Source organism: Actinocorallia sp. A-T 12471 (assembly GCF_033875155.1).
Lineage (GTDB): Bacteria > Actinomycetota > Actinomycetes > Streptosporangiales > Streptosporangiaceae > Actinocorallia.
Genome location: NZ_JAWZTE010000011.1, coordinates 13,355 through 29,216, shown reverse-complemented (window position 1 = coordinate 29,216; position 15,862 = coordinate 13,355). Strand labels below are relative to the sequence as shown.

The 15,862-nt window shown below is 70.4% G+C and carries 14 protein-coding genes; 5 read left to right on the top strand and 9 right to left on the bottom strand.

Going from position 1 to position 15,862, the window contains the following annotated elements; all coding sequences use genetic code 11:
* Window position 1: 1 nt before the first annotated feature.
* A complete protein-coding gene (locus R9X44_RS26190) occupies window positions 2-1,252 on the bottom strand; it encodes a cytochrome P450 (protein ID WP_319816943.1) in 1,251 nt (416 codons plus the stop codon).
* A 448-nt stretch (window positions 1,253-1,700) separates the two neighbouring features.
* On the opposite strand from R9X44_RS26190, the gene R9X44_RS26185 reads away from it, so the two are divergent.
* Window positions 1,701-2,741 carry a polyprenyl synthetase family protein gene (locus R9X44_RS26185; protein ID WP_319816942.1) on the top strand — a complete coding sequence of 347 codons (1,041 nt, stop codon included), beginning with the start codon at window positions 1,701-1,703 and terminating at the stop codon, window positions 2,739-2,741.
* Here the strand turns inward: R9X44_RS26185 and R9X44_RS26180 are convergent, their stop codons facing one another.
* The 3 genes from R9X44_RS26180 to R9X44_RS26170 all read right to left on the bottom strand — a co-directional run bounded on the left by R9X44_RS26180 (window position 2,742) and on the right by R9X44_RS26170 (window position 6,293).
* Entirely contained in the window at window positions 2,742-3,119 is a 378-nt protein-coding gene (locus R9X44_RS26180; protein WP_319816941.1) for a DUF742 domain-containing protein, read from the bottom strand.
* Window positions 3,106-5,517: a nitrate- and nitrite sensing domain-containing protein gene (locus R9X44_RS26175; protein WP_319816940.1), complete on the bottom strand. Its 2,412-nt coding sequence runs from the start codon at window positions 5,515-5,517 to the stop codon at window positions 3,106-3,108. Before R9X44_RS26175 ends, R9X44_RS26180 begins: the two co-directional genes overlap by 14 nt.
* A 311-nt stretch (window positions 5,518-5,828) precedes the next feature.
* The gene (locus R9X44_RS26170) at window positions 5,829-6,293 is read right to left on the bottom strand and encodes a winged helix-turn-helix domain-containing protein (protein ID WP_319816939.1); all 465 of its coding nucleotides are present in this window, start codon (window positions 6,291-6,293) and stop codon (window positions 5,829-5,831) included.
* 73 nt (window positions 6,294-6,366) lie between these two features.
* Between R9X44_RS26170 and R9X44_RS26165 the strand changes: the two genes are divergently transcribed.
* From R9X44_RS26165 to R9X44_RS26150, 4 genes are all read left to right on the top strand, one after another.
* The gene (locus R9X44_RS26165; RefSeq protein ID WP_319816938.1) at window positions 6,367-6,900 is read left to right on the top strand and encodes a PH domain-containing protein; all 534 of its coding nucleotides are present in this window, start codon (window positions 6,367-6,369) and stop codon (window positions 6,898-6,900) included.
* A gap of 151 nt (window positions 6,901-7,051) precedes the next feature.
* Window positions 7,052-8,386: a hypothetical protein gene (locus tag R9X44_RS26160; RefSeq protein ID WP_319816937.1), complete on the top strand. Its 1,335-nt coding sequence runs from the start codon at window positions 7,052-7,054 to the stop codon at window positions 8,384-8,386.
* A 72-nt stretch (window positions 8,387-8,458) separates the two neighbouring features.
* The gene (locus tag R9X44_RS26155) at window positions 8,459-8,893 is read left to right on the top strand and encodes a hypothetical protein (protein WP_319816936.1); all 435 of its coding nucleotides are present in this window, start codon (window positions 8,459-8,461) and stop codon (window positions 8,891-8,893) included.
* The gene (locus R9X44_RS26150) at window positions 8,893-10,173 is read left to right on the top strand and encodes a hypothetical protein (RefSeq protein WP_319816935.1); all 1,281 of its coding nucleotides are present in this window, start codon (window positions 8,893-8,895) and stop codon (window positions 10,171-10,173) included. The genes R9X44_RS26155 and R9X44_RS26150 overlap by 1 nt, the downstream gene beginning before the upstream one ends.
* A 41-nt stretch (window positions 10,174-10,214) precedes the next feature.
* Here R9X44_RS26150 and R9X44_RS26145 read toward each other — a convergent pair whose 3' ends face one another.
* The 5 genes from R9X44_RS26145 to R9X44_RS26125 form a co-directional block, all read right to left on the bottom strand.
* Window positions 10,215-11,624 (bottom strand): FAD-dependent oxidoreductase, encoded by a 1,410-nt coding sequence (locus tag R9X44_RS26145; protein ID WP_319816934.1) that lies wholly within the window; start codon window positions 11,622-11,624, stop codon window positions 10,215-10,217.
* 86 nt (window positions 11,625-11,710) lie between these two features.
* Window positions 11,711-12,496, bottom strand: coding sequence for an ABC transporter permease (locus R9X44_RS26140; RefSeq protein ID WP_319816933.1), 786 nt, complete (start codon window positions 12,494-12,496; stop codon window positions 11,711-11,713).
* Window positions 12,493-13,347: an ABC transporter permease gene (locus R9X44_RS26135; RefSeq protein ID WP_319816932.1), complete on the bottom strand. Its 855-nt coding sequence runs from the start codon at window positions 13,345-13,347 to the stop codon at window positions 12,493-12,495. Before R9X44_RS26135 ends, R9X44_RS26140 begins: the two co-directional genes overlap by 4 nt.
* 1 nt (window position 13,348) lies before the next feature.
* Window positions 13,349-14,560 (bottom strand): spermidine/putrescine ABC transporter substrate-binding protein, encoded by a 1,212-nt coding sequence (locus R9X44_RS26130; RefSeq protein WP_319816931.1) that lies wholly within the window; start codon window positions 14,558-14,560, stop codon window positions 13,349-13,351.
* Between the two features lie 4 nt (window positions 14,561-14,564).
* On the bottom strand, window positions 14,565-15,674 hold the full coding sequence (locus R9X44_RS26125) for an ABC transporter ATP-binding protein (protein WP_319816930.1): 1,110 nt from the start codon (window positions 15,672-15,674) through the stop codon (window positions 14,565-14,567).
* Window positions 15,675-15,862 lie beyond the last annotated feature (188 nt).

Genomic DNA, 15,862 nt, shown 5'->3' with positions numbered 1-15,862 from the left:
CTCAGCGCGCCGGCCTGACGGTCATCATGACGCGTTCCAGCGGCCGGAGGGTCGCGCCGACCACGGGGGTCGGGTCGGACGGGGTCACCGAGGTGATCCTGAACCGGCTCACCAGTCCCGCGAGCAGGAGCAGCGCCTCGGTGGCGAACAGGTGGTTGCCGATGCAGATGTGCGCGCCGCCGCCGAAGGGGAAGTAGGCGTAGCGGTGCGGGATCGGCGCGCCGGGCGCGAAGCGCTCGGGGTCGAACTCGTCGGGCCTGTCCCAGAACAGCGGGCTGCGGTGGGTCAGGTAGGGGCTGATGAGGATGTCCGCGCCCTTGGGGATGCGGACCCCGTCGATCACGTCCTCGCCGAGCGCGACCCGGCTGAACAGCCAGCCGACCGGCATGTACCGCAGCAGCTCGTCGATCACCTGCTTGGTGTAGACGAGCTGCGGCAGGTGGTCGGGGCTCACCGGGTCGGACCCGACGACCTCGTCCACCTCGGCGCACAGCTTCGCGTACACCTCGGGGTGGTTGAACAGGATCGGCATCGCCCAGACCATCGCCGAGACCGTGGTCTCGCTTGCCGCGCCGTACACGCCGGAGAAGTTGTCGCGCAGCCACTTGGGCGAGGCGGGCAGGCCGTGCGGGTCGGGCGCGCCGAGCAGGAGCGTCAGGAGGTCGTCGTCGCCGTCCTGCGGGGTCGCCTCGGCCACCGCGTACATGTGCCGGTCGAAGGTCTTGATCGCGTCGTTGAACTCCTTGTCCTTCGGCCGCGGCACCCAGCGGGGAAGGAACGGGGTGACCACGCGCGGGATCATCGACGGGATGATCGCGTTGGTCGCGCCGGCGAGGTCGTCCACCTGCTCGCGGGTGATGCGCTGGCCGAAGATCACGCCGACGATCGCCTTGGTGACGATCGAGGCCATGAGGTCGAGCGCGTCGACGGGCGCGCCGGTGCGGGCGGCCTCCTCGACGGGGTCGAGGCCCTCGTTGATGAACCCGGCGATGTCGGACTGGATCCGCTTGATGTGCCGGGCGGTGAACATGGGCTGGATGATGCGGCGGCTGTGCATCCAGGCGTCCTCGTCCTGGCCGAGGATGCCGTCGCCGAACAGCTTGTCGAGCGGGGCGTAGAACATCCCGCCGCGGGCGTAGTTGCCCTGGTTGGCCCGCAGGATGTGCTGCAGGTGCTCGGGCCTGGTCACCAGGTACGGGCTGAGGACCTTGGCGTCGAGGCGGACGATGTCGCCCCGGGCCTGGCGGCCCAATTCCTCGAATGTACCCAGAGGGTCACGGAGAAAGCTCGGAATGTCGCGGTAGACGGGCAGCTTTCGCGCTTCGCGCGCGGGTCTCACGGCTGTATCAAGAGCCATTTGTGCGGTCCCTCTTTCCCGAGCTGCGGCCGGCCAGACCCCGGAGCAGACCAGACCAGGATGAATCCGACAAGTCCGGAGTGTTTCATGATCCATTGAGAGGATCAAGCCACCTTCAACCTGACAAGTCGGACACGTTCATGTGACCTCCCACACATAGAAATACAGCCTGTGAGAGATGATCAACTCTCCGCGACCAACATTTATAGAAATGACTCTCCGCGTTCGACCGATCATCGAAAGATACTTACAACAATGAAACCAAGAAATGGTTTCATCCGATGATCGTTCTTTGGCATTCTGGAAAATCGGCGCCATCGCAGTCGTGAGAAAGGGCCATGTGATGACCCAGCAGACACTCGACCCCGGCATAGCAGCGCGCGTCCCCGACGTGGTCGGGATACTCGACGACACAAGACGCTGGATGCGCCCCGCGATGCGCGAGGCGGCCGACCGGCTCCATCCGGGGCCCCGCCAGATCTCCGGATTCACCTTCGGCTGGCGCGAGGCCGACGGCACCCCGCGTGACGGCGACGGCGGCAAGGGCGTGCGGCCCGCGCTCGCCGGCCTCGCCGCGGTGGCCGCGGGCGGCGCTCCCGAGGACGCCGCGCCGGGCGCGGTCGCGGTGGAGTTCGTGCACGCCTTCTCCCTCGTGCACGACGACATCATGGACGGCGACGAGCTGCGCAGACACCGCCAGACCGCCTGGAAGGCGTACGGGGTCGGCGCGGCCGTGCTCGCCGGCGACGGGCTGCTCGCCCTCGCCCTCGACACCCTCGCGCGCAGCGGGAACGCCGACGCGGTCAGCAAGCTCACCGGGGTCCTCGTCGAACTGGTCAACGGGCAGGCCGCCGACACCGCGTTCGAGGAACGTTCCTGGTCCGGGCCGGGGGCCGTCACCGTCGAGGAGTACACGGCGATGGCGATCGGCAAGACCGCGTCGCTGCTGGGGTGCGCGGCGTCGGTCGGGTGGCTGCTCGGCGGCGGCGACGCGGCGGGCGCGCACCTCATGGACCGGATGGGCCGCCACCTGGGCCTGGCCTTCCAGGCGGTGGACGACGTCCTTGGCATCTGGGGCGATCCGGCGGTCACGGGCAAGGCCGTCTACAACGACCTGCGGCAGGGCAAGAAGAGCCTTCCGGTCGTCGCGGCGCTCGGCGCGGGCGTCGAGGGGCTCGCCGAGCTGCTCGCCGACCGTCCCGACGACGAGGCGCGCGCCCGCCGCGCCGCGGGGCTCATCGAGAAGGCGGGGGGCCGCCGTTTCACCGAGGACCTCGCCGAACGCGAGCTGGCCGCGGCGCTCGCCGTCATTGACGAGATCGGCGCGGAGGCCGCGCCTGGGCTGCGGGCGCTCGCGGAATACGTCGTGCGCCGCCGCGCCTGATCACAGCGCGCGCAGGCCGTCAAGAACCTTCTGCAACAGCGCGCGGTCGGCGTGCGGCCGCTCCGGCCCCGGCCGCCGCGCCACCTCGAGCAGGCCGAGGTGGATGAGCTCGCCCGCGAGCACCTTGACCACGCCCAGCGGCAGGCCGAGGTCGGAGGCGAGGTCGGCGAGCACCGACGGGGCGCGGCACAGCGTCAGCAGCCGCGCGTCCTCACGGGACAGCCGGGTCCCCCAGGGCGGCTCCCGCCCCGTCGCCCGCAGCAGCGTGACGACGTCGAGCGAGACGCCGCGCGGGCGGGTCCTGCCCCGCGTGAACGCGTAGGACCTGACGACCGGGCCCGCGTCGTCGTCCACCCAGCGTTCGTCAAACTTCGCCATCACGGCCCTCCGGTCCGCCCGCGGGCCTCCGGCGCACCCTGCGCGGCAGGTCCCCCGAGCGCGCCGGGCGCGGCGGCACCACATGGCCGTTCGCGGTCGGCTCGGCGGGCGGCGGCTCGGGCATCAGCCGGCCGGACTCGGGCGTGTAGCGGCCCTCGGCCTCACCGGGACGCCCGTACCCGGGCGGGTACCCGGTGCCCGGGTCGGGCTGGACCGTGGGCTGCGCGCCGGTCGGGAACTCGGGCGGGAACTCGGTCCTGAAGTCGGCGGGGAAGCCCGGCGGCGGGTCGGCCGGGAGACCCGGCTGGTAGCCGGTCTGGAAGTCGCTGGGGAGGTCCTGGGTGAACTGCGGCGGGAAGCCGGGGGTCGGCCTGGGCGGCGCGTACCTGCCGTCAGGGCCCGTGCGCGGGGCCTCGCCGGGGGCCGCGGCCTGTTCCAGCGCGGGCATCTGGGAGGCGGGCAGCGGGTCGGAGATCTGCGACTCGGGCACGACGAGGCGGTGCGGGATGAGCACGATCGCGGTGACGCCCCCGTAGGCCGACGGCTGGAGCGTCACCCGGATGCCGTGCCGCGCGGCGAGCCGGGAGACGACGAACAGGCCGAGCCTGTCGCTGTCGGCGAGGTCGAAGTCGGGCACCTCGATGAGCCTGCGGTTGAGCTCGGCCAGCTCCTCCTGCGACAGGCCGACGCCCCGGTCCACGATCTCGATGGCGAAGCCGTTGCCGACCGCCTCGCCGTGCACGAACACTTCGGTGGGCGGCGGCGAGTACGCGGTGCCGTTCTCGACGAGCTCGGCGAGCAGGTGGATGACGTCGGTGACGGCCGCTCCGGCGAGCGCGACCGGCGCGTTGCAGGAGACCTCGACGCGCGTGTAGTCCTCGACCTCGGCGACCGCGCCGCGCAGCACGTCGGCGAAGTGCACCGGACGGCTCCACGCCCGCGCGGGCGCGGCCCCGGAAAGGATGATCAGGCCCTCGGCGTGCCGCCGCATGCGCGTGGTGAGGTGGTCGAGCTGGAACAGGTCGTTCAGCGTGTCGGGGTCGGGCGCGCGCCGCTCGAGCGCGTCGAGCATGCGCAGCTGGCGGTGCAGCAGCGACTGGCTGCGCCAGGCGAGGTTCAGGAACACGCGGCTGATGCCGTCGCGCAGGTGGGCTTCGCCGACCGCGGCCTCGAGGGCGGTGCGCCGGACCGTGCCGAGCGCGTCGCCGACCGCCGCGACCTCGGTGGTGCGGCTCTCCACGCCGGGTTCCGGCAGCTCCGACAGGTCGACCTTCTCGCCCCTGCGCAGCCTGGCGATGACCCACGGGAGCCGGTGTTCCGCGAGGTCGCGCGCGGCGGCCTGCAGGTTGCCGATGTCGCGGGCCAGACCCCGGCTGAGCAGCACGCTCAGCACGATCGACAGGATGACGGCGAGCAGCCCGAGACCGCCCGCGAGCCACAGCCTGAAGTAGACGCCCTCGGTGATCTCGTCGGCCTCGGCGCGCAGCTTGGCGGCCGCCTCGTCCATCTGCGGGTCCCAGACCTCGAGCAGGGCGGTCACCGCGGGCTCCCAGCCCTCGATGACCTCCTTCGGCAGCTTCTTGGCCCCCACCGCGCGCTGGATCGCGATCTCCAGCCCGGTGACGCGCTTGTAGGCCGGGTTCTGGGTGATCGCCAGGCCGTGCTGCTGGAGGTCAGCGCCCAGACGCCCGATGGACATCTGGGTCATCTGGGTGTGGCCCATGAACCAGATGCCGAAGTCCTGGTGCTGCGCGACGGTCATCCGGCCGGTCCCCGCCGCCGCGATCGGCGCGACGAGCGCGTCCTCACGGAGGATGAACTCGCGCGCCCACGAGAAGGAGACGAGCGCCTCGGACTTCTCGTACACCCGGACGGTGTCGGAGATGAGCAGGTCGTTCACCGCGGTCAGGCCCGCGAGGATGATCGGGCTGAGCCCGCCGACGGCCTCGGCCGGGGTCGCCGCGCCGGAGTCGACGCGGGCGCGCACCTCGGGCAGCGCGTCGAGGGTCTGCACGAACGTGCCGAGCAGCTTGCGCGCGTCGGCGTCGGCGGCGTCGCGGACGTCGTCGGTGAGCGCCTTGGCGCGGAACTCGACCTCGGCCTCGTCCACGGCGGCGCGCGCGCCCATCAGGCGCTGGTGCGACGGTCCGCCCGCGCCCTCGCCGCCGGCGAGGTGCAGGCCGCTCAGGCGGCGTTCGTCCTGGAGCGCGGTGACCAGCGCGCGGCCGGGGTCGCCGACCCCGTCGTACACCGTCTGGAGACGGTAGGTGTCGACCGCGTCCGACAGGGTCACCCGCGCGGTGAACGCCCAGAGGACGATGAGCGAGAGCACGGGAATGACCAGGAGGAGCGCGATCCTGCTGCGGACGCCGAAGGTCCGGCGTTTGGGCGAAGCCATGACAACCCACTCAATCTTTGGATAGCCGTCATCTCACCGCCCCCTCGGGAGATCATCGTGCCCGGCCCGCGCAGCGGGGTCAACATTGATTCCTGTTAACATTTGAGGCTCCTGTTAACAGTGAGGACCGAGAGCGCCCAAAGAGCGGACACGGCCTTTCAGACCCGGACTTTTCGCACGAAAAACCCCGGGTCATCGCCCGTCCGAATCCGGCCGGACACAAAATGCGGCGGCCGTCACGCAGACCGCACGCGCACACGTCCCCCGACGCCGCGCCGAGCGCGGGAAATGACCGGCTAAACGCACGGGGCTCAGCGGCGGGTGTACATGTACCCGAGCCGCCGTACCGTGACGATCCTGTCGCGGTAGGGGCCGAGCTTCCCGCGCAGCCGGTGGATGTGCACGTCGACCGTGCGCACCGAACCCGCCTCGGAGTACCCCCACACCGCGCGCAGCAGCTGCACCCGCGAGTGCACCCGGCCGGGGCTGGCCGTGAGGTGCGCGAGCAGCTCGAACTCCTGGTAGGTGAGGGGGATCTTCCTGCCGTCCACATGGGCCGAGCGCGACACCTCGTCCACGGTCAGGCCGTCGTGCACGATGCGCGTGTCGTCCGGGATGACCGGTGTTCCGGTCACTTCGACGTCCCTGCTCAGGGGCACGATGTGACCGACTATGACGAGAGCACTGTCGGTGCCCTCCATGGGAACCACGCCGAGGAGCTGACCCTGGTCGGCGGGGATGCCCTCCACTTTGGCGGCTGCTGTCATGGCGTCCATGAACCGATATTACACACTAACTTGGTCGAGTATATAGAGTTTCAGCGGCTTTCCCGTATGGAATCCTTGAGCCGTGGGCTTCAACGACGTGATGGTCGTGCGCGACAAGTCAAGGTCAAGGACGATCCGGCACTACCTCATGGAAGACGAGGAGCAGGTCATCGCGGTGCGCAGGCACCCGGCGTCACTGCTGCGCCCGGTCGCCGAGGTGTTCGGCGGGCTCATCCTCGCCGGCGTCCTCAGCGGATGGCTCGGCGGCGGCGTCGCCACCCTTGTGGTGTGGCTCGCCTGGCTGTACCTGGTGGCCCGTCTCATCTGGCGGGTGCTCACCTGGTCGGTCGAGTTCTTCATCGTCACCGAGCGGCGGCTGATGTACATCCAGGGGCTCATCGCCCGGCGGGTCGGCATGATCCCGCTGAAGAAGGTGACCGACATCAAACTGGAGCGCCCGCTCCAGGGCCAGTTCCTCGACTACGGCACCTTCATCATGGAGAGCGCCGGAGACGACCAGGCTTTCCGCGAGGTCACCTACATGCCGTACCCCGAACAGCTCTACTTCGACGTCTCCTCGATGATCTTCCCGTCGCTGGACGACGCGGGCGACTGAACCCGTCCCCGTAGGCCGTCCCCGCTATCCGTCCCTTGGGGGGAGGGGCAGCCGCCCCTTGCCCCCGGGACCCGGCCGCCCGGAACCTTGGACGAGCCGGGCGCGGTGCCCGGTCCGCCGCGCGCGCGGCCGGATGGGAGGGCGGCGAGGCATGGGCGGACCACGGCGAGGAATCCTTCCCCCGTCGCTGCTCGAATCGCCCCGCTGGAGCGACCCGATGGTCGCCGCCGCGATGCCCGTCGCCGACGTGCCCTTCGTCACGGTGGGCGGCGGGATCGGGTCGTTCGCCACGGTCGACAGGCTGCGCGTGCACGGGGTGCCCGCCGAGCGCATCCGCGTCATCACCGACCTCGACCACCCCGCGCAGACCTACGAGCGGCTGACGCGCTGGTCGCAGCTCCCCCCGACGGCGCGGATCGGCACCGGCTCGCGCGGCCGTCCCGACGCGCCATGGTGCTTCCCCTCCTACGCGTTGGAGGAGGCGTGGCGTGAGCGGTCGCCCCGGCCGCTGCCGGGCGCGCTGCTGCGGCGGCCCTGGAGCCCGCGCGCCGCGACCGTCCTCGCCGGGCTCGAGCGGGAGGCCGCCCGGATCGGGTATGCGGACATGACCGTCAAGGGGTCGGTCCACGTGGTCAGGCGGCGCGAGGACGGCGGCTACTTCACCGTGCTCACCGGGCCCGACGGCGCACCGCGCGCCTACCGGTCCCGGTACGTCCACCTCGCCGTCGGCAGGCCGGGGCTGCGGCTGCTGCCCGACCTCCAGCGGTACCGCAGCGAGTACGGCGACCGGGTGCGCGTCGTCAGCGCCTACGAGCCGCACGAGCACGTCTACGCGGCGCTGCGCGACAAAGCGGGCACCGTCATGGTCAGGGGCGGCGGCGGGCTCGCCGCGCGGGTCCTGCGGCGGCTCATCGAGGACCGTGAGGCGCACGGCCTGCAGACCCGGGTCGTCCAGGCGTTCCGCACGGTGCTCGCGCGGCCGTCCGGGCCGGAGCGGCGGGCCTGGCAGGCGCGGCTGCGCGACGGGGCCGCGCACGGCTGGTACCACTGCGTGCGCGGCGTCGTCGACCTCGTCGAGCCCGGCCCCGGCGGCCGCGTCGTCGCGCACCTGCGCCGCGAGGGCGGCAGGCACCAGTTCCTGTCGGACTTCATCATCGACTGCGCGGCCCTGCCCGCCGACATCGCCGAGCACCAGGTGCTCGCCGACCTCCTGGCCAGGGGCGGCGCGCGGCGCGGCCCGCTCGACCGGCTCGAGGTCGCCCGCTCCTTCGAGGTGACGGGCGCGGCCAGCGGCGACGGCGCGCTGTACGCGTCGGGGCCCGCCGCCCTCGGGGTGGGCGTGCCCGCCGACACCTTCCGCGGCCTCCAGCGCGCGGCCCGCGAGATCACCGCCGACCTCACCCGGCGCGGGTTCTGCCCGCCGCTCGGACCCGTCGCCGCGACCGGCCAGTGGCTGCGGTGGGCGCGCGGCGTCCCGGTGCGCTGAACCCTTACCTCACCGCTATCCCGCTTTACCTAGACTTGCGCGCGACACACCCCCTAACCATGGAGTACCGACGTGCTTCGCGCCCGCGCCCTCCTGCCCGTGCTCGCGCTGTCCCTGATCGCGGTGAGCGCCTGCTCCGCCGCCGAGGACCCCGCGCCGACGGCCTCCTCCCCCGCCGCCACGGCGACCCAGGACGCCCCGGCCGCCGACCCCTCGGCCACCCCGGACGCCGCGCCCGCGTTCGACGGCGCGGAGTTCACGGTCTCCGTCAACGGCAGCAAGGTCGCGCCGCGTCCCGCCGTCCGCAAGGTCGACAAGGGCACGAAGGTCCGCATCACCGTCACCTCCGACAAGGACGACGAACTGCACGTCCACGGCTACGACAAGGCGCTCGAGCTCAAGGCCGGACAGCCCGGCGTCGTGGAGTTCGCCGCGGACGTGAGCGGCAGGTTCGAGGTGGAGACGCACGCCGACCACCTGCTGCTGTTCACCCTCCAGGTCTCCTGATGGTCCTCGCCCACGGGATCGGCGGCCGCCAGGACCTGCCGATCCCGCTCGAGTTCCTCATGGTCGGCGCGGCCCTCGCCGTCCTGATCTCCTTCGCGGCGCTCGGGATCACCTGGCAGCGCTCGAAGTTCCGCGCCGACGCCGGACGCCCGGTGCCCGAGCGGCTCCAGACCCTCGCCGACGCCCGCGCGACGCGGATCGCGCTGCGCCTCGTCGGCGTCGTCGGCGCGGTCGCCACGACGGTCGTTGCCGCGCTCGGCCCGTCCGGCAACGCCAACCCCGCGCCCTGGACGATCTACGTGGTCTTCTGGGTCGGCCTGATCCCGCTGTCGCTGCTGTTCGGCCCGGTGTGGAAGCTGATGAACCCGCTGCGCGCGGTGCACGGCGGGATCGCCCTGCTCAGCGGGGGCAAGCCGCTCGCGAAGCTCCCCGCCTGGGTCGGCTACTGGCCCGCCGCGTTCGGGCTGCTCGCCTTCACCTGGATGGAACTCGTCGCGCCGGACCGGATCGAGGGCTGGGCGCTGCTCACCTGGTTCGCGGTCTACGCCTCGGTGATGATCGTCGGCTCGACCGTCTTCGGCGCGGAGTTCTTCGACAACGGCGACCCGTTCGAGGTCTACTCGGCGTTCATCGGCAGGATGGCCCCGCTCGGCCGCCACCCCGACGGCCACCTGGTGTTCCGCAACCCGTTCGACGGGCTCGCCGGCCTCGCCCCCGCGCCGGGGATCGTCGCCGTCATGTGCGTCATGCTCGGCTCTACCGCCTACGACGGGTTCACCCGCTCCCCCTGGTGGATCGGCCAGGTCCAGGACGGGCCGCTCGACCCCGTCCTGATGAGCTCGCTCGGCATGCTCGGGCTGATCGCGATCGTCGCGGCGACGTACTGGCTGTGCACCCGTCCGATCGGGCGGACCGCCCCCGGGGAACTCGCCCACTCGCTCATCCCGATCGCCGTGGGCTACCTCGTCGCGCACTACTTCTCGCTGCTGTTCTACAGCGGCCAGAGCACGTACCTGCTGTGGTCGGACCCGTTCGGGACCAACGCCGACTACCTGGGCGTCGGGGACTACGCGGTCGACTTCGAGCTGCTGCCGGTCTGGCTGCTCGCGGTCGTGCGGGCGGGCGGCGTCGTCGTCGGGCACGTGCTCGGCGTCTTCTCCGCGCATGACAGGGCGGTCGCCCTGCTGCCGACCCGCCGCGCGCTGACGGGGCAGCTCCCCCTGCTGCTGCTCATGGTCGTCTACACCGTCGGCGGCCTGTTCCTGCTCTTCGCCGCGTGACGCGGGCCGGGCCTTCCCGGGAAGGCCCGGCCTGTCCGGCGTCAGGAGTCGAACCCCAGCCCGAGCTTGTCGAGGGTGCGCAGCCAGAGGTTGCGCTTGCCCTGGTTGGCGTCGGCCCTGGCGATCGACCAGCGGGTGAGCTGGATCGCGCCGAACCGGAACGGCTCGGGCGGGAACGGCAGCGGCTTGGAGCGGACCATGTCGAGCTTCAGCCGCGGGGTCACCTCGCCCGGCGCGAGGCCGACGCCGAGGTTGTCGAGGATGACGTCCGCGCCGAAACGCGTCGCGCCGACGCCGAGGCCGGTGTAGCCCGTCGCGTAGGCGAGACGGCCGCCGAAGGCGGTGCCGTAGAACGCGCAGAACCTGCTGCACGTGTCGATCACGCCGCCCCACGCGTGGGTGAAGGCCAGGCCCTCGAGCTGCGGGTAGGTGCGGAAGAAGTGGGACGACAGCCGCGCGAACGTCTCAGGCCGCGACTCCAGCTCGTGCCGCAGTCCGTTGCGGAAGTGGTAGATCGCGTCGTAGCCGCCCCACAAGATGCGGTTGTCGGCGGTCAGCCGGTAGTAGTGGAACTGGTTCGCCGAGTCCCCGATGCCCTGCCGGTTGCGCCAGCCGAGCGAGGCCAACTGCGCGTCCGACAGCGGCTCGGTCATCAGGGCGTAGTCGTAGACCGGGACCAGATAGTGCTTCAGCCGCTTCAGCAGCGGCGGGAAGACGCCCGTGCCGAGCGCGACCCGGCGGGCGCGGACGCCGCCGTAGGACGTGCGCAGCCAGACGCCGTCGCGGCTCTCGGAGATCGCGGTGACGGGGGTGCGCTCGTAGATCCGGACCCCGAGGGACGCGCACGCGTCGCGCAGCCCCCAGGCGAGCTTCGCGGGGTGCAGCATCGCCGCGCCGTCGCGGTCCCACAGGCCGCCGAGGTAGGTCGGCGAGTTCACCTCCGCCCGGACGGCGTCGCGGTCGAGCAGCCGCAGGTCGTGGCCGAGCCGGATGCCGTGCTCGGCCTCCTCGGCCAGGTCGGCGAGCTGCCACTCCTCGGTCGCGACGTGCAGCTCACCGGTGAACTCGAACTCGCAGTCGATGCCGTACCTGGTGACGGCGTCGGCGATGCCCTGGAGGTTCTCCTTGCCGAGCCGTTCCAGCTCGCCCATCTGGTCGGGCCAGCGTTCCATGCCGTTCCACAGGCCGTGGGTGAGGGACGCGGCGCAGAAACCGCCGTTGCGTCCTGAGGCCGCGCCGCCCACGCGGTCGGCCTCGACGAGGACCACATCGAGGGACGGGTCGCGCTCCTTGGCCATGAGGGCGGTCCACAGTCCTGTGTAACCGCCGCCGATCACGGCGAGGTCGCAGGTGGTCGTCTCCACCAGCGACGGGAGGGGCTCGGGACGAGCCGGGTCTTCAAGCCAATACGGAGTCGGCTCCGCTTGCGCCAGAGCCTTCAGCGCATTCACATTTCCCTTCTCCTGTGTCCCCTGGGCCGTCGCCGGGGCCCGCCCTCTTCAGGCGGGGCTTCCCCGGCGGCGACTAGGGTCACTTCTCAGGTTGTTCTGCGGCGGCGCGCCGAGACGAGGTTGTACAGCGCGATCAGCACGCCGACCGCGAAGATCAACGTGCCCATGACGTTGACCTGCGGCGGAGTTCCGGTCCTTGTGGAACTCCATACCCACAGCGGGAACGTTACCGTCGACCCGCTGGTGAAATTGGTGATCACGAAGTCGTCGACGGACAGGGCGAAGGCGAGCATCGCCCCGGCCATGACGCCCGGCATGATCATCGGCAGGGTGACGAGCCGGAACGTGGTCCAGCTCGACGCCCCCAGGTCGGCCGCGGCCTCCTCGAGGGAGGGGTCGAGGCCGACGACGCGGGCCCGTACCGTCACCGCGACGAACGCGATGGAGAACATCACGTGCGCCAGCAGGATGGTGACGAACCCGCGAGGCGTGTTGAACTGCACGAACATCGCGAGGAGCGAGGAGCCCATGACGAGTTCGGGCGTCGAGATCGCCGCGAACAGCACGAGGTTCGACACCCCCGAGCCACGGAACCTGAACCTGCCGAGCGCGAGCCCGACCATGGTCCCGATGACCGTGGTGATGACCGTGCTGAGCAGCGCGATCAGCAGCGAGTTGACCAGCGCCCTGGTCAGGTCCTCCTTGTCGAACAGCTGGGCGTACCACTTGAGCGTGAAGCCCTCCCAGACGAAGTTCTGCTTGGAGGTCGTGTCGTTGAACCCGAACGCGATCATCACCGCGATCGGCAGGATCAGCCACGCGACGAGGACGAGCGTGTAGATGTGGAGCAGACGCCCCTTGAGCAGCTTCATCGGCCCGCCGCCTCCAGGACGTCCTTGGTGCCCAGCAGCCTGGCGTACAGGAAGATCCCGACGAGCAGGGCGCCCATCAGCGTGAACGACAGCGCCGAGGCCATCGGGTAGTCGCTGTTGTTGAAGTACTCGAGGTAGATGACGTTGCCGATCATCACGTTGCCGCTGCCGCCGAGCACGTCGGCGTTGACGTAGTCGGCCGAGACCGGGATGAACGTCATCACGACCCCCGCGAACACGCCGGGCAGCGACAGCGGGAGCACGACCCGCAGGAACGCCTGGACGCGCGAGGCGTACAGGTCCTGGGCGGCCTCGATCAGCCGGTAGTCGATCTTCTCCAGCGCCACGTAGATCGGCAGCACCATGAACGGCAGGAAGTTGTAGGTGAGGCCCGCGATCACCGCGAACGTCGTGCCGAGCACGTGGAAGTCCTGGTCGAGCAGGCCCCAGTCCTTCAGGGTGCCGATGAAGATCCCGTTGTCGGCGAGCACGAACTTCCAGGAGACCGTGCGCAGGATGAACGACACGAAGAACGGCAGCAGAAGCAGGAACAGGTACGTCGACTTGTTCCTGCCCGCCTTGAACGCGATCCAGTAGGCGGCCGGATAAGCCAGCGCGATGCACGCGGCCGTCGCCAGCAGGCCGTACCAGAGGGACCTGGCGAACTTGTCGCCGTACGTGGACAGGCCCTCGGTGTAGTTCTGCCAGTGGAACGTGAAGGCGAAGCCGTCGATCAGGTTGCCCTCCATCAGGGAGAAGGAGAGCATCATGATGATCGGCACCGCGAAGAACGCGGTGAGCCACAGTCCCCCGGGCAGGATCAGCAGGTAGGGGGTGAGACGCCGGCGCACCTTACGAGCCCTGGGGGATCGGGGTGAAGACGCTCTGGTACTTCTCCTTCTCGTCCTGGGTCAGCGTGCGGTAGCGGCGCAGCTTCGCCAGGTCCGCCTCGGTCGGGAAGACCAGCGGGCTGGAGATCAGGTCCTCGAGCGCCTTCTTCTCGTCGCCGGACGCGGCCTCGGCGTCCTGCCTGATGAAGTCCTTGGTCGCCGGGACGGGGGTGATGTAGTTGATGTACTCCGTCAGGGTGGCGTTCGCGCGCGGGTCGTACAGCCAGTTCATCAGCTCGAGCGCGTCCACCGGGTTCTCGGCCGTGGACGGGATGCACAGGTTGTCCGTCCAGATCGTGCCGCCCTCCTCGGGGATCACGAACTCGACCTCGGGACCGGCGAGGCTGTAGGCGTCACCGGACCACGCCATGGTGATCCACACGTCGCCCTTGGTGACCGCCTCGATGTAGTCCTGCGTGTAGTACTTGCGCACCAGCGGACGCTGCTCGCGCAGCTTCGCCGCGGCCTTCTCCCAGTCCTCGGGGGTCGACCGCTCCGGGTCGACGCCGACCAGGAACATGCCGACGTTGCCGAGTTCCTGCGAGTCGCCCATCATGCCGATCTTGCCCTTGTACTTCGGGTCGAGCAGATCGGCCCACTTGGTGATGGGCTCCTTGACGTACTTGGTGTTGTAGGCGATGCCCGTGATGCCCGACGTGTACGGCACGGTGAAGGTGTTGTCCGGGTCGAAGGGCGGGTTCTTGAACGACTCGCCCGCGTTCGCCGCGAAGTTCGGCAGCTTCGCGTGGTCGAGCGGCACGAGATAGCCGAGCTGGCGCGCCTGCTCCAGCTGGATGCCGTTGGACATGACCATCAGGTCGAAGCCGATCGACTGCCCGGCCCGCAGCGGGGCGTCGATCTTGCCGAACCACTCGGCGTTCTCGTTGATGACCTCCTTGTAGGTCACCTCGATGCCGGTCGCCTTGGTGAACGCCTTGAGCGTCGCCCGGTCGTCCTCCATGTAGCCGACCCAGTTCGCCCAGTTCAGCTTGCCGTTCTTGGTCTTGCCCGCCCAGTACTTCTCCACCTCGGACTGGGTGACGTTCTGCTTGCCGCCCTGGCCCTCGACGCCGCACGCCGCGGCGGCCAGGCCGACCGCGCCGACGCCCATGAGGCGCAGGAAGTCGCGACGGTGGGTCAGTCCGCGGCGCAGGAGGGGGTTGATCTCGTTCATTGCTTCAGGCTCCGATCGCGTAGGAGTGCCGCGGTTCCCACGACAGCCAGACGCTGTCCCCCCGTACGGCGATGTCATTGGCGTTTGAGGCGTTCTGGGTGAACACGACGATGTCCGCGCCGAGCGAGGTGCGGACGTTGTAGTTCGTGCTGGTACCGAGGTAGACGACCTCGGTGACGGTGCCGCGCAGCCTGCTCCGGTCGGCCCCCGGCTCCTCGGTGCGCATGTCGATCTTCTCCGGCCGGACCGTCAGCTCGATGTCCGCGCCGACCTGGGCCCCGTCCGCGGCGACCACGATCCGTTCGGCGTCCCCGAGCCCGATGACCGCGACGCCGTCGCGCAGCTCGGTGACCTTGCCCGACATGAGGTTGGAGGTGCCGATGAACCCGGCGACGAACTTCGAGGCGGGGTGCTCGTAGATCTCGCGCGGGCTGCCGAGCTGGGCGACGCGGCCGTCGTTCATGACCGCGATCCTGTCCGACATCGTCAGCGCCTCGCCCTGGTCGTGCGTGACGAACACGAACGTGATGCCGACCTCGCGCTGGATGCGCTTCAGCTCCACCTGCATGGTCTGGCGCAGCTTCAGGTCGAGCGCCGCGAGCGGCTCGTCGAGCAGGAGCGCGCGCGGATCGTTCACCAGCGCGCGGGCCAGCGCGACGCGCTGCTGCTGGCCGCCGGACAGCTCGGACGGGCGGCGTTTCTCGCGCCCGGCCAGCCCCACGGTCTCCAGCATCGCGCTGACCTTGCGGGCCGCCTCGGCCTTGCCGACGCCCTTGCGGCGCAGCCCGAACGCGACGTTGTCCGCGACGCTCATGTGCGGGAACAGCGCGTAGGACTGGAACACCATGTTCACGTCACGGCGGTTCGGCGGCACCCCCGTCACGTCCTCGCCGTGCAGGCGGACCGCGCCCGACGTCGGCTCGTCGAATCCGGCGATCATGCGCATCGTCGTGGTCTTACCACATCCGGAGGGGCCGAGAAGGGAGAAGAACTCGCCTTCGCCGATCCGCATGTCAACGCCCTTGACCGCCTGGACAGTCTCACCGTGCGAGGTGAACTCCTTGACGAGCCCTACCAGTTCGATGGCGGGGAGAACGGACTGGGTCTCCGTCATTACCACTTGTCCTTAGGGGGTCGTGCGCTGGGAGGGGCGCGGGGCCCGCCGCCTCCGTTGTGCGGGGTCGTACTCGGGGGTCGTGCTAGGGGGTCGTGCTAGGGGTCGTGCTAGGGGTCGTGCTCAGGGGGTCGATCGGGGTCGTGCTGTGACGGGCCCCTCGCGGGGCCCGCCGTCTCGGACGAATG

What these genes read in the sequence shown, in the direction of transcription:
- R9X44_RS26185 (WP_319816942.1), top strand. Translation starts at nt 1,701, where the DNA reads ATGACCCAGCAGACACTCGACCCCGGCATAGCAGCGCGCGTCCCCGAC.
- R9X44_RS26180 (WP_319816941.1), bottom strand. Translation starts at nt 3,119, where the DNA reads ATGGCGAAGTTTGACGAACGCTGGGTGGACGACGACGCGGGCCCGGTC.
- R9X44_RS26175 (WP_319816940.1), bottom strand. Translation starts at nt 5,517, where the DNA reads ATGGCTTCGCCCAAACGCCGGACCTTCGGCGTCCGCAGCAGGATCGCG.
- R9X44_RS26170 (WP_319816939.1), bottom strand. Translation starts at nt 6,293, where the DNA reads ATGGACGCCATGACAGCAGCCGCCAAAGTGGAGGGCATCCCCGCCGAC.
- R9X44_RS26160 (WP_319816937.1), top strand. Translation starts at nt 7,052, where the DNA reads ATGGGCGGACCACGGCGAGGAATCCTTCCCCCGTCGCTGCTCGAATCG.
- R9X44_RS26150 (WP_319816935.1), top strand. Translation starts at nt 8,893, where the DNA reads ATGGTCCTCGCCCACGGGATCGGCGGCCGCCAGGACCTGCCGATCCCG.
- R9X44_RS26140 (WP_319816933.1), bottom strand. Translation starts at nt 12,496, where the DNA reads ATGAAGCTGCTCAAGGGGCGTCTGCTCCACATCTACACGCTCGTCCTC.
- R9X44_RS26130 (WP_319816931.1), bottom strand. Translation starts at nt 14,560, where the DNA reads ATGAACGAGATCAACCCCCTCCTGCGCCGCGGACTGACCCACCGTCGC.
- R9X44_RS26125 (WP_319816930.1), bottom strand. Translation starts at nt 15,674, where the DNA reads ATGACGGAGACCCAGTCCGTTCTCCCCGCCATCGAACTGGTAGGGCTC.